Origin of the sequence: Intrasporangium oryzae NRRL B-24470, assembly GCF_000576595.1 — a bacterium.
Taxonomy (GTDB): domain Bacteria; phylum Actinomycetota; class Actinomycetes; order Actinomycetales; family Dermatophilaceae; genus Intrasporangium_C; species Intrasporangium_C oryzae.
Genome location: NZ_AWSA01000016.1, coordinates 66,066 through 78,795, shown reverse-complemented (window position 1 = coordinate 78,795; position 12,730 = coordinate 66,066). Strand labels below are relative to the sequence as shown.

Below are 12,730 nucleotides of genomic sequence, written 5' to 3'. Positions count from 1 at the left end.
AAGAACATCGTCAGATCCCGGAGCCGAGGTCGAGGGCACAAACGCCGGTACGCCGGCGTTGGCTAGGACATGAGCGACCAGACGAAGAACCAGCAGTCGTATGCCGTCCAGCACAGTGACGAAGAATGGCGCGCCCAGCTCACCCCGGCCGAGTACCACGTGCTGCGCCAGGCGGGCACCGAGCCGGCCTTCCGCGGCGAGTACACCGACACGAAGACGAAGGGCGTCTACTCGTGTCGCGCCTGCGGCGCGGAACTCTTTCGCAGCGACACCAAGTTCGAGTCCCACTGCGGCTGGCCGTCGTTCTACTCCCCGCTCGCCGGTGACACGGTCGAGTACATCGAGGACCGCTCCTTCGGGATGAAGCGTGTCGAGGTCCGCTGCGCGACGTGCGGGTCACACCTCGGGCACGTCTTCGAGGGCGAGGGGTACGACACGCCCACGGACCAGCGCTACTGCATCAACTCGATCTCGCTCCGTCTCACCCCCGACGAGGGCTGAGCGTCGACCCGCCCGGTCCCACCGGCTCGGCCGGGACGGCGACTGGGATCGCTCACGTGGGCCCGCGGCCACCCGGTCGCGGGCCTATCGTGTGCCCATGACGGACGACAGGGAGATCCGGGTCGGCGAGCCTGAGCGGCAGCGGGCCCTCGAGCTCCTCGCACTCCACTTCGCAGCAGGCCGCCTCGACCCCGACGAGTACGAAGACCGGCGGGGCAGGGCGACGGACGCGATCACCCGAGGGGAGCTCAACGACCTCTTCACCGACCTGCCCGCGGTCGACGACAAGGGGCAGGTCGTCGAGCGGAGACCGCCGGCCGGGATGGCAGCCCGACACCGCAACCCGAGCCAGCTCATCATGGGGCTGGTCCCGTTCGTGGCGGTGGGTCTCTTCCTCGCCACCGGGAGGTGGTGGTGGTTCCTGCTCATCCCCGTCGCCGGTGTCGTCGCGCGCTACCTCGACGGCAACGGCTGACGTCCGGCCGGGAGCGCGACCGGACCCGCCTCCGTGGGACGGGTCGGGGCGGCCTCCCTCAGCGAAGGCTCTCGACGAGCGCCCGCGGCTCGACCTTCGGACCGGTGTAGAACGGCACCTCCTCGCGGACGTGACGCCGGGCCCGGGAGGCCCGCAGGTCGCGCATGAGGTCGACGATGCGGAAGAGCTCGTCGGCCTCGAAGGCGAGGAGCCACTCGTAGTCGCCGAGCGCGAACGACGCGATCGTGTTGGCGCGGACGTCAGGGTAGTCGCGGGCCATCTGACCGTGCTCTCGCAGCATGTCCCGCCGCTCGCTGTCCTCGAGGAGGTACCACTCGTAGGACCGGACGAACGGGTAGACGCAGACGTACTTGCGGGCGACCTCGTCGGCCATGAAGGCCGGGACGTGGCTCTTGTTGAACTCCGCCGGGCGGTGCAGGGCCGCCTGGCTCCAGACCGGCTCGAGGTGCGAGCCGAGCTGGGTGTGGAGCAGGGCGTGGTAGGCCGCCTGGAGCTGCTCGATCGTCGGGGCGTGCCACCAGACCATGAAGTCGGCGTCGCCGCGCAGGCCCGCGACGTCGTAGATGCCGCGCACGGTGACACCGTCGGCCGCGACCGTCGCGAGCAGCGCGTCGAGCTCGTCGCCGAGGGCCTGTCGGTCCTGGCCGAGGGGGGAGGCGACCCGGAACACCGACCACATCGAGTAGCGGATCGTCTCGTTGATCTCTCGCATCTGCGCCGGGGTCAGCTTCTCGCTCATGCGGCCATCATCCCAAGTCGGCACCCGCGTCACGCAGGCGGGTCAGGAGCGTGCCGGCCGCGGCCCGTCCGGAGCCGATGCACGCGGGGATCCCCACGCCGTCGTATGCCGCCCCGCCGAGCACGAGGGTCGGCGGCAGGGCCGCTCGCGCCGCCTCGACCCGGGAACGGTGCCCGACGGCATACTGCGGTAGTCCGCCACCCCAGCGCTGGACGTGCGACCCGACCACTCCGGTGAGCGGGCTCCCGAGCACCGTCGCCAGGTCACGGAGGGCCACCTCGACGAGCTCGTCGTCGGTGCGCTGGAGGCTCGCCTCCTCCCGGTGGCGGCCGATGGAGGCACGCAGGAAGGTGCGGTCGGGGTGAGCGGCCCGCAACCACGGCCACTTCGTGCTGCTGAACGTCGAGGCCTTGATCGTGAGCGGCTCCGTCGGGGGGACGAGGAACCCGCTCGTCGTGGCCAGCTCCACGGGCCGTCCGTCGAGGACAAGACTCACGATCGCCATCGAGGCGTACTCGATGCCTGAGAGGTGCCGCGCGCTCTCCGGAGCCACAGGTCCGAGGAGGCGCGCCGTCGGCGCGGCCGGGGTCGCGATGACGACGGCGTCGAAGGGCTCCTCGCGCTCGTCGATGGTCGGCCCGGAGACGAGGACCCACTCCTCGCCCACGGGACGCACCGCCCGCACGGTGGTGTCCGTGCGGATCTCGACCCCCCGCGCCACCAGCGCCTCGCCGAGCAGGTCCGGCAGCGAGCCGAGGCCGCCCACGAGGGTCGCGAAGACCGGGGTGCCGGCCTGCGGTCCGTCCTGGGCGGCTCGGGCGGCCTCGCGCGCCGCCTCGAGCACCGACCGTCCCTCGCGCGCCGCGCGGTCGAGGACGGGGACCGCCATCTCGAGCGAGATGGCGCGCGAGTGGCCGGCGTAGACGCCGGCGAGGAGCGGCTCGACGAGCTTGTCGGTCACCGCCGGCCCCAGCCGGTCGTCGAGGAAGGCACCGACGGCGAGGTCGGAGCCGGTCGGGCCGGTGAGCTGCTCGGCGTGGAGGCGCTCGACCTCGGCGTCGGTGAGCAGCCCGCGGACCGACTCGGGGTCGGACGGCACCCCCATGAGCGTGCCGGTCGGCATCGGCCACTGCCGACCCCCGGACACGATCGTCGCGGAGACGGCCGCCGGGTGCGTCAGCCGTTGTCCGAGGCCGAGCTCGCGGATGAGGCCCACGGCCTCCGGGCGCCGGGCGAGGACCGACTCGGCCCCGACGTCGATGAGGTCGCCACCCACACGGTCGACGCGGAGCTTGCCGCCGATCCGGTCCGACCCTTCGAGAACGCTGACCACAACGCCGGCGCGGGAGAGCTCCCACGCCGCTGCCAGCCCAGTGATCCCACCGCCGACCACCGCAACGCGACAACCCATGCCGCCACTCTTCCACTCGCTCCTCGCAACGATCGAACCGGCCCCGGTGTCTTCCCATCAGGACGTCGCCGCGGGGCGACAGGAGGAAGGAGCTGCCATGAGCGCCACGACCGCGAGGACCGGACGGCGTCACCGTCTCGTCGCGGACCATCGAAAGACCATCGGGTGGGTCGTCGCGGTCATCGCCCTGGTGGCCCTGTCGATCCCCGTCGGCCTGGCCGCCCGCGACGGCCGCGGCGGCGCGGCGACCAGCTCGTCCGGGTTCGCCGGCTCCGCTGCCGTCGACGGCAGCTCGGGCGCGCCCGAGCCCGCTTCAGGTTCGACCTCTGGTCGAGGCTCAGGCTCAGGCTCGGGTTCAGCGTCAGACTCGGCCGGCATTGCTCCGGGTGCCCCGGCCAAGGGCAGCGCGGCAGACGCGGCAGGCGCGCAGGCCGCTGCCGCCGACCCGCTGGGCGGTCCGAAGATCGCCCGCACCGCCTGGCTCGGGATCGAGGTCACCGACCTCACGGCGTCGAGCGGGCGGGTGCGCGCCATCGCGACGGCGGCCGACGGCCAGGTCGTCTCCGAGAACGTCGTCACGGGGTCGGACCCCACCGGCGGCTACGGCCCCGACGGAATGTCGGGCGGCGCGCCCAAGACCTCCGACGGCACCCAGCCCTCCGTCGCGACCGAACCGGTCGGCGTCAACGAGGCCAGGCTCACGATCCGTGTCCCCGCCGAGCGGCTCGATGCGGTGCTCGCCGAGCTCTCCCGGGTCGGGACCGTCTCCTACCGCTCGTCCCAGTCGGAGGATGTCACGGAGACGTACGTCGACACCAAGGCGCGGATGGGGCCGGCCCAGGACAGCATCACCTCGATCCGGGCGCTCATGCTCAAGGCGACCGACCTGCAGCAGATCGTCCTGCTCGAGAGCGAGCTGACGCGGCGGCAGGCCGAGCTCGATTCGCTGGTCCAGCGCCTGGCCGAGCTCGAGCGCCGCACGACGACCTCCGACGTGACCGTGACCCTGTGGACGGCCGGGGTGACACCGGTCGCGACGGTGGACAGCGGGTTCGTGGCCACGCTCCGGGCTGCCTGGGACCACCTGCTCGCCTCCGTGGGAGTCATCGTCACGGGTCTCGCCGTGCTGCTCCCCTGGCTGCTCATCGGCCTGATCGTGGCGTGGGTCGTGCGTCGCATGCGCCTGGGCCGCAACCGTCCGGCGACCGGCGGATCGGCGCCGGCCGGCGACTGAGCACCGGGCGGCGCCGTCGGCCTTTCCGCGGGCCCTCAGCGACCGATCCGGCGCCGGACCATGTCGGACAGGTCCTGGACCTCCCGGACGCGGAAGGCGTGTGCCAGGCCGACGTAGACGGCCGTGAAGACGAGGCCGCTGAAGGTGATCGCGACGGCACTGCCGAAGATCCGGTCGAAGGTCGAGGTCGCAGCGGGGTCCTGCGGGTCGCCGAGGATCGGCGAGAGGACGGTGAGGGTGCCCCACGCCAGCAGGCCGGCGATCGCCGCCGCGACGCCGATGCGGGCCGCGGAGTCCATGATCCGCATGAGGCCGAGCGGACCGAGGTGTCCCCGGACCCGAAGCACACCCGTCGTCGAGCTGATGATGTTGCCGAGCGTCATGCCGGCCGCCATGACACCGAGCGCCCACTGAGGGGCGATCAGCAGCGTGGCCGCACCACAGGCCAGGCTCGTGCCGGTCAGGAGCACCTGCATCACCAGTGGCGACTTGCCGTCCTCGAGGGCGAAGAAGAGCCGGTAGCAGAGCAGGTCGACCCCGAAGGGCACGATGCCGATGATCATGACGACGAGCGCCGCCGCCGCCAGGTCGATCGAGAGGTCGTCGATCCCGGGGTTGAGCAGGGCGACGATCGGCCGCGCCGCCACCATGAAGAAGGCCATCACCGGCACGTTCGCGACGAGGGGAAGGGTGAGGCCCCGACGGAAGTCGGACCTCAGCCGCGAGTAGTCGTGGTCGGCCGCCGCGTGCGCGAGACGCGGGAAGAGTGCGGTGATGATCGAGACGGCGATGAACGCGTGCGGGAGCATGAAGATCGTGAACGCGATCGCGTAGACCGAGTTGCCGCGAAGCGGCGGCTGCCCGCGGGGGACGCGGCCGGCCGCGTAGTTGAGGACCCACTGGGTGATGAAGAAGCCCACCTGCGAGATCGCGAGCCCCGCGAAGGCCCAGAGCGCGAGGCGGCTCACTCCCCCGAGCCCCACGCCGCGCAGCCCCCACCGCGGCCGGTAGGTGAAGCCGGTCCGGCGCAGGGCGGGGATCAGCCACACGGCCTGGGCGACGACCGAGAGGGTGGCAGAGCCGGCGAGGAGCCAGATCATCGGGCCGGTCCACATCTCGGGAGGGCGTGGCAGCCGGTGCCCGGCCCCGTCGAGGACCTTCGGCGCCGGGAAGAGCACGATGAAGAGCAGCAGCCCGACCACCGCCACGACGTTCGCGACGAACGGCGCCCACGCGAAGGCCCCGAAGTGGCCCTTCGCGTTGAGGATCTGTCCGAGGAGCGCGAAGACGCCGTAGAAGAAGATCTGGGGCAGGCAGATGAGGGAGAACGCCAGGGCCAGGTCGGAGAACGACTGCCCACGGTTGCCGTCGAGGAGCCGGACGAACAGCCCTGCGCACGCGGTGATGACGATCGTGAAGAGGAGCATCGCCCCGAGGGCCATGGTGACGACCCGGTCGGTGAACTCCTTGCCGCCGTCCTCGAGCTTCATCGCCCGCGAGAGTGCGGGGATGAGGACGGCGTTGAGGATGCCGCCCGCGGCGAGCATGTAGAAGACGTTGGGCAGGGAGTTGGCGAGGCTGAACGCGTCACCGGCGGCCAGCGTCCCGATGATCGCGGTGAGCAGGGCCGACCGCACCACCCCGAGGACGCGGGAGCCGAAGGAGCCGCCCACCATGACGAGGCTCGAGCGGGCGAGGGACCCCTGCGCCATCAGCGCGCCGAGACCTCGTGGACGAGCTCCGTCACACGTGTCAGGACGTCGGGGTCGACGTTGGGAAGGACCCCGTGCCCGAGGTTGAAGATGTGGCCCGGGGCCTGCCGCCCCTCCTCGACGATCCCCCGCACGGCCGCCTCGATGACCTCCCACGGCGCGAAGAGCAGGGCCGGGTCGAGGTTGCCCTGGACGGCATACCCCTGACCCAGACGGGCGATGGCGTCGGTGAGGCTCACGCGGTAGTCGACGCCGACGACGTCGGCCCCGGCCTCACCCATGAGGCGGAGCAGCTCGCCCGTGCCGACCCCGAAGTGGATCTTCGGCACGTCGAGGTCGTCGACGGCGGCGAGCGCGGCGGCGGAGTGACGCTGGACGAACCGGCTGTAGTCGGCCCGCTGCAGCGCGCCGACCCACGAGTCGAACAGCTGCACGGCGCTCGCCCCGGCCTCGGCCTGGACGCGCAGGAAGGCGCCCGAGATCTGGGCGAGGCGGGCGCACAGGGCGTCCCACAGCGCAGGGTTGCCGTGCATCAGCGCCTTGGTCTTCTCGTGGTTCTTCGAGGGGCCGCCCTCGACGAGGTAGGAGGCGAGGGTGAAGGGCGCGCCCGCGAAGCCGATGAGGGGGGTGCCGCCCAACTCGGCGACGAGCATCCGCACGGCTTCGGTGATGTACGGGACGTGCTCGGGCGTCAGCGGGACGAGACGGTCGAGGTCGCGCTCCTCGCGGATCGGCTGGGCCACGACGGGGCCGACCCCGGCGACGATGTCGAGGTCGACACCGATCGCCTTGAGCGGCACGACGATGTCGCTGTAGAAGATGGCGGCGTCGACGCCGTGCCGGCGGACCGGCTGGAGGGTGATCTCGGTGACGAGCTCGGGGCGCATGCACGACTCGAGCATCGGGATGCCCTCGCGGATCGCGCGGTACTCGGGGAGCGAGCGGCCGGCCTGCCGCATGAACCAGACCGGGGTCCGCGAGACCGGCTCGCGGCGCGCGGCGCGCACGAGGTCACTGGTGCGGGCGGGGGCGGGGGCGTCGGTCGGCACCGGTCAATCCTGCCACGCACGCGGCAGTGCCCCGCACACGACGCGGCGTGCCCTCGGGACATCAGGGTCGACGCGGCATACCCTCATCGGGTGCACACGAGAACGTTGCCGGGGCATCACGGCGCGAGCTTCGCGAGGGCGCTGGCGGCCCTGCGTGACGTCCGTCTGCGCTCCGAGATCCGCTTGACCGAGGTCCCGGCACCGACCCGCATCGCCCCTTATGCCGCCGCCCTGACCGCCGACGTGGCCGACCCGACCGACCCCGACGAGGACCTCGCGACCGGACGCTTCGTTCTGCTGCACGACCCGGCCAGCCCGGAGGCGTGGGACGGCGCGTGGCGCATCGTGACGTTCGCCCGGGCCCGGCTCGAGCCGGAGCTCGCCGGTGACCCCATGCTCGGCGCGGTCGGCTGGTCCTGGCTCAGCGACTCCGTGGCCGAGCGCGGCCTGACGTGGCGGGCGGAGGCCGGGACCGTGACCCGCGTCGTCAGCGAGAGCTTCGCCGGGATCGCCGACCGCGAGGCGAGCGTCGAGATGGAGATCCGGGCGTCGTGGACCCCGGCCGGCGGCGACCTCGCCGAGCACCTGCGTGCGTGGGGCGACCTGCTCTGCACGATCGCCGGCATCCCGCCCCTGCCCGAGGGCGTCGTCCCGCTCCCCGGGCAGCGCCGGTGACGGCGGTCCCGGCGTCCCCGGACGAGCCGGCTGAGACTCCCCCGCTCGTCCCCCTCACGGTCCCCCGTGACGGGGTGCCCGACGTCGTGGTCGACGAACGTGTCCTGCTCCGGTGCGCCGAGGCGGTCGCCAACGGCAGCGGCCCGGTCGCCATCGACGCCGAGCGGGCCTCGGGCTACCGCTACGGCCAGCGGGCCTATCTGGTGCAGCTGCGCCGGAAGGGCGCGGGCACGTGGCTCATCGACCCCGTCGCCGTGCCCGACCTCTCCCCCGTCGGCGAGGCGATCGGTGACGCCGAGTGGATCCTCCACGCGGCGACCCAGGACCTCGTGTGCCTCGCCGAGGTCGGCCTGCGCCCCCGGGCCCTCTTCGACACCGAGCTCGGCGGCCGGCTGGCCGGCCTCCCGCGGGTCGGGCTCGGGGCGATGGTCGAGCACTACCTCGGGCTCCAGCTCGCCAAGGAGCACTCCGCGGTCGACTGGTCGGCCCGGCCGCTTCCCGAGCCGTGGCTGCTCTATGCCGCCCTCGACGTCGAGGTCCTCGGCGACCTGCGCGACGCGGTGGCGGCCGACCTCGCACGGCAGGGCAAGTCCGCCTGGGCGGAGGAGGAGTTCGCCTCCCTGCTCGAGTTCTCCGGCCCCGAGCCGCGGGTCGACCCGTGGCGGCGCACGTCCGGCATACACAAGATCCGGACCCGGCGCGGTGTCGCCGTCGTCCGCGAGCTGTGGCAGCTGCGCGACCGGATCGCCCGCCAGCGCGACACCTCCCCCGGCAGGGTCCTGCCCGATGCCGCGATCGCCGAGATCGCCCTGGCCCATCAACGGTCCGAGTCGATCCCCCGCACGCTCTCGTCCCCCGACCCGCGGCTGGCCCGGTCGATCCGGCGCAACCAGGAGGCGTTGCGCGAGGCGCTCGCTGACGCGCTCGCCCTGCCCGAGGACGAGCTCCCACCGCTGACCCTGCCCCCGACGGGACCGCCGCCGCCCAAGGCCTGGGCCGACCGTGACCCGGTGGCCGCGGCCCGCCTCACGCGGGCCCGCGAGCTGCTCGGCGCGGTGTCCGAGGAGCTCGCCGTCCCCGTCGAGAACCTCCTGACGCCCGACCTGCTCCGGCGCTTCCTCTGGGAGGGACCCGCCGCGCCCACGACCGACGAGATCGCCGAGGCCCTGATCGGGATGGGTGCGCGCCGGTGGCAGACGACGGTCGCGGCCCCGCTCATCGCCGTCGCCTGCAGCGAGCACCCGCGCTCCTGAGCCGATGCGGCGCGTGACGACGGTCACGGAGAGGGCCCTTCGCGGCGAAGTTACCGGGAAGTAGGATCGACGCGGACGGCCTCGTGCCGCCCCTCCCGATCGTCTCGAACCACCCGCATCGAACCCAGGAGGCACTGTGCCCCGCCAGCTCAATGAGGTCGTCTTCGTCGACGGCGTCCGCACGCCGTTCGGCAAGGCCGGTGAGAAGGGCATGTATGCCCAGACCCGCGCCGACGACCTCGTGATCAAGTGCATCCGCGAGCTCCTTCGCCGCAACCCGGACCTGCCGAAGGAGCGCGTGGAGGAGGTCGCCATCGCGGCGACGACGCAGATCGGCGACCAGGGGCTCACCCTCGGCCGGACGGCCGCGCTCCTCTCGGGTCTGCCGAACACGACGCCCGGCTACTCGATCGACCGGATGTGCGCGGGCGCCATGACCGCCGTGACGACCACGGCCTCGTCCATCGCGTTCGGCGCCTACGACGTCGCCATCGCGGGCGGCGTCGAACACATGGGCCGCCACCCCATGGGTGAGGGCGTCGACCCCAACCCCCGGATCCTCGCCGAGAAGATCGTCGACCCCGACGCCCTCGTCATGGGCAAGACGGCCGAGAACCTCCACGACCGCTTCCCGCACCTCACCCGCTCGCGCTCGGACGCCTTCGCGGTCGCGAGCCAGGACAAGCTGGGGCGCGCCTACGCGGCCGGCAAGATCCAGCGCGACCTCGTCCCCGTCGCGACCCGCCACGCCGAGCTCGGCTACGGCCTCGCGACGGTCGACGAGCCGCCGCGGCCCGGCACGACGGTCGACGACCTCGCCTCCCTCAAGACCCCGTTCCGCGCCCACGGCAACGTCACGGCGGGCAACGCCGCCGGCCTCAACGACGGCGCGACGGCCTGCCTGCTCGCCTCCGAGCAGGCGGCTGCCGAGCTCGGCCTTCCCGTACGCATGCGCCTGGTCTCGTACTCCTTCGTCGGCGTCGAGCCGGAGGTCATGGGCGTCGGGCCCGTCCCGGCCACCGAGAAGGCCCTCGCCAAGGCCGGCCTCACGATCGAGGACATCGGCCTCTTCGAGCTCAACGAGGCGTTCGCCGTGCAGGTCCTCGCCTTCCTCGACCACTTCGGCATCGCCGACGACGACCCGCGCGTCAACGAGTACGGCGGCGCGATCGCGGTCGGGCACCCCCTGGCGAGCTCGGGCGTCCGACTCATGACCCAGCTCGCCCGCCAGTTCGAGGAGCACCCCGAGGTCCGCTACGGCCTCACGGCCATGTGCATCGGCATCGGCATGGGAGGCGCCGTCATCTGGGAGAACCCCAACCACCCTGACTACCAGCGCACGCACGAGACGGCCGCCTCCGGCGCCGTGAAGGAGTCGGACCAGTGACCTCAACCACGACGACCGGCACGACGACCGGCACGAACCCCGGCACGAACCCCGGCACGAGCGCCTTCGCGACCGAGGTCGTGACCCGCACCCCCGTCCGCGACATCGCGCTCCCCGGCGGCGCGGGCACCCTCGCCCTCGTCACGCTCGACAACGGCCACGACCACACCAAGCCCAACACCTTCGGACCGCAGTCGATCGCCCAGCTCACCGCGACGATCGCCCGCCTTCGCGAACGTGCCGAGGCCGGCGAGATCGCCGCAGTGGCCGTGACGGGCAAGCCGTTCATCTTCGCGGTCGGCGCCGACCTGACGGGGGTGCCGTTCATCGGCTCGCGAGACCAGGCCATCGAGATCGCGCGAGCCGGGCACGCGGCATTCGCCTCGTTCGCCGACCTGCCGGTCCCGACGTTCGCGTTCGTCAACGGCGCCGCTATGGGCGGCGGCGTCGAGCTCGCCCTGTCGGCCGACTACCGCACGATCAGCGCGGGGGTCCCCGCCGTCGCCCTGCCGGAGGTCTTCCTCGGCCTCGTGCCCGGGTGGGGAGGCTGCTGGATGCTGCCCAACCTCGTCGGCGTCGAGAAGGCCCTCAAGGTCATCATCGAGAACCCGCTCAGCCAGAACCGCATGATGAAGGGTGTCGAGGCCTTCCAGCTCGGGATGGCCGACGCGCTGTTCGAGCCGGCCGACTTCCTCGAGGAGTCGATCGCCTGGGCCGCGAGGGTCGTCTCCGGCGAGACGACCGTGACCCGTCCCGTGGTCGACCGCGACGAGACCCTCTGGGCGACCGCCGTCGCCAAGGCGAAGGGGCTCGCCGACGTCAAGACGGGCCGCCAGGCGCGCAGCCCGTATGCCGCCCTCGACCTCGTCGCCGCCGCCCGGACCGCGTCGCGCGAGGACGGCTTCGCCGCCGAGGACGAGGCGCTCGCCGACCTGCTCATGAGCGACGAGCTCCGGGCCGGCCTCTACGCGTTCGACCTCGTCCAGAAGCGCGCCAAGCGTCCGGCCGGGGCCCCCGACCAGGCGCTCGCGCGGCCGGTGACGAAGGTCGGCATCGTCGGCGCGGGGCTCATGGCGAGCCAGCTCGCGCTGCTGTTCGTCCAGCGCCTCCAGGTGCCCGTCGTCCTCACCGACATCGACGACGAGCGGGTCGCGAAGGGCGTCCGCTACGTCCACGCCGAGCTCGACAAGCTCGCCGCGAAGGGGCGGCTCAACCCCGACCGCCTGAACCGCTACAAAGCCCTCATCACCGGCGCGACGTCGAAGGTCGGTTTCGCCGACGCCGACTTCGTCATCGAGGCCGTCTTCGAGGAGATGTCCGTCAAGCAGCAGGTCTTCGCCGAGGTCGAGGCGGTCGTCTCCCCCGAGTGCGTCCTCGCGACGAACACGTCGAGCCTCTCGATCGCCGAGATGGCCTCGAGGCTGGAGCACCCGGAGCGTGTCGTCGGCTTCCACTTCTTCAACCCGGTCGCCGTCATGCCGCTCCTCGAGATCATCCCGGGCGAGCGCACCGACGACGCGACGCTCGCCACGGCCTTCGCGGTCGGCAAGGCGCTCAAGAAGACGTGCATCCGCGCCGCCGACCGTCCGTCGTTCATCGTCAACCGCCTTCTCGGGCGGTTCATGGGCGAGGCGGCGCGGATCCTCGACGAGGGCACCCCGATCGAGGTCGTCGACCGCGCCTTCGCCGGCCTCGCTCCGATGCCGCCGTTCGTCCTCATCGGCCTCGTGGGACCGGCCATCGCCCTGCACAACGGCGAGACGCTCGTGCGGGCGTTCCCCGACCGCTTCTACGCCTCGCCGACGCTCCAGCGTCTCGTCGCGGCGAAGAAGCCGGGCTTCTACGACCTCAGCTCGGGCCGACCGGTCCTCGACCCCGAGGTCGCCGAGCTCATCGAGGAGCCGGCGGAGCCGGTCGTCCTCGACGTCGCCCAGGTCCGCGAGCGGGTCCTCACGGTCCTCGCGGACGAGGCCCGTCGGATGCTCGACGAGGGCGTCGCCCAGGCGCCCATGGACATCGACCTCGCGATGATCACCGGCGCCGGCTTCCAGTTCTGGAACGGCGGCATCACCCCGCTCCTCGACCGCACCGGCGTCGCCGAGCGCGTCACGGGGTCGCGGTTCCTGCCGAACGGCGTCGCGAACGCCCCCGCCTGACGGCGAACGTCGCTCAGGCCCCGGATGCCGCCGGGCTCCCCCACCACGCCGGTCGTGGTCGTGGGGCGAGCCCGGCGGCATCCGTGCGTCCGGGGACCTCGGTGGTGGCCGGCGCGT

The 12,730-nt window shown here is 72.5% G+C and carries 11 protein-coding genes; 7 read left to right on the top strand and 4 right to left on the bottom strand.

Going from position 1 to position 12,730, the window contains the following annotated elements; genetic code table 11:
- Window positions 1–69: 69 nt before the first annotated feature.
- On the top strand, window positions 70–501 hold the full coding sequence (gene msrB, locus N865_RS09315) for a peptide-methionine (R)-S-oxide reductase MsrB (RefSeq protein ID WP_034804549.1): 432 nt from the start codon (window positions 70–72) through the stop codon (window positions 499–501).
- A 97-nt stretch (window positions 502–598) separates the two neighbouring features.
- Window positions 599–976 (top strand): DUF1707 SHOCT-like domain-containing protein, encoded by a 378-nt coding sequence (locus tag N865_RS09310; RefSeq protein WP_034804546.1) that lies wholly within the window; start codon window positions 599–601, stop codon window positions 974–976.
- Window positions 977–1,034: 58 nt separating this feature from the next.
- On the opposite strand, the gene hemQ is transcribed toward N865_RS09310, so the two are convergent.
- Together hemQ and hemG are read right to left on the bottom strand one after the other, a co-directional pair.
- Window positions 1,035–1,736 carry a hydrogen peroxide-dependent heme synthase gene (gene hemQ / locus N865_RS09305; protein WP_034804543.1) on the bottom strand — a complete coding sequence of 234 codons (702 nt, stop codon included), beginning with the start codon at window positions 1,734–1,736 and terminating at the stop codon, window positions 1,035–1,037.
- Window positions 1,737–1,743: 7 nt separating this feature from the next.
- The gene (hemG, locus tag N865_RS09300) at window positions 1,744–3,147 is read right to left on the bottom strand and encodes a protoporphyrinogen oxidase (RefSeq protein ID WP_034804540.1); all 1,404 of its coding nucleotides are present in this window, start codon (window positions 3,145–3,147) and stop codon (window positions 1,744–1,746) included.
- A gap of 97 nt (window positions 3,148–3,244) precedes the next feature.
- Between hemG and N865_RS09295 the strand changes: the two genes are divergently transcribed.
- A complete protein-coding gene (locus N865_RS09295) occupies window positions 3,245–4,381 on the top strand; it encodes a DUF4349 domain-containing protein (protein WP_034804537.1) in 1,137 nt (378 codons plus the stop codon).
- A 35-nt stretch (window positions 4,382–4,416) separates the two neighbouring features.
- Here the strand turns inward: N865_RS09295 and murJ are convergent, their stop codons facing one another.
- Both murJ and hemE read right to left on the bottom strand, forming a co-directional pair.
- Entirely contained in the window at window positions 4,417–6,093 is a 1,677-nt protein-coding gene (murJ, locus tag N865_RS09290) for a murein biosynthesis integral membrane protein MurJ (RefSeq protein WP_034804534.1), read from the bottom strand.
- On the bottom strand, window positions 6,093–7,142 hold the full coding sequence (gene hemE, locus N865_RS09285) for a uroporphyrinogen decarboxylase (protein ID WP_034804532.1): 1,050 nt from the start codon (window positions 7,140–7,142) through the stop codon (window positions 6,093–6,095). The genes murJ and hemE overlap by 1 nt, the downstream gene beginning before the upstream one ends.
- Before the next feature lie 90 nt (window positions 7,143–7,232).
- Between hemE and N865_RS09280 the strand changes: the two genes are divergently transcribed.
- The 4 genes from N865_RS09280 to N865_RS09265 all read left to right on the top strand — a co-directional run bounded on the left by N865_RS09280 (window position 7,233) and on the right by N865_RS09265 (window position 12,613).
- Complete coding sequence (locus N865_RS09280; protein WP_034804529.1) at window positions 7,233–7,817, top strand: DUF3000 domain-containing protein; 585 nt, start codon at window positions 7,233–7,235, stop codon at window positions 7,815–7,817.
- The gene (locus N865_RS09275) at window positions 7,814–9,070 is read left to right on the top strand and encodes an HRDC domain-containing protein (protein WP_034804527.1); all 1,257 of its coding nucleotides are present in this window, start codon (window positions 7,814–7,816) and stop codon (window positions 9,068–9,070) included. The genes N865_RS09280 and N865_RS09275 overlap by 4 nt, the downstream gene beginning before the upstream one ends.
- 136 nt (window positions 9,071–9,206) lie before the next feature.
- The gene (locus N865_RS09270) at window positions 9,207–10,457 is read left to right on the top strand and encodes a thiolase family protein (protein WP_034804524.1); all 1,251 of its coding nucleotides are present in this window, start codon (window positions 9,207–9,209) and stop codon (window positions 10,455–10,457) included.
- A gap of 80 nt (window positions 10,458–10,537) precedes the next feature.
- A complete protein-coding gene (locus tag N865_RS09265) occupies window positions 10,538–12,613 on the top strand; it encodes a 3-hydroxyacyl-CoA dehydrogenase NAD-binding domain-containing protein (RefSeq protein ID WP_034804647.1) in 2,076 nt (691 codons plus the stop codon).
- Window positions 12,614–12,730: the final 117 nt, after the last annotated feature.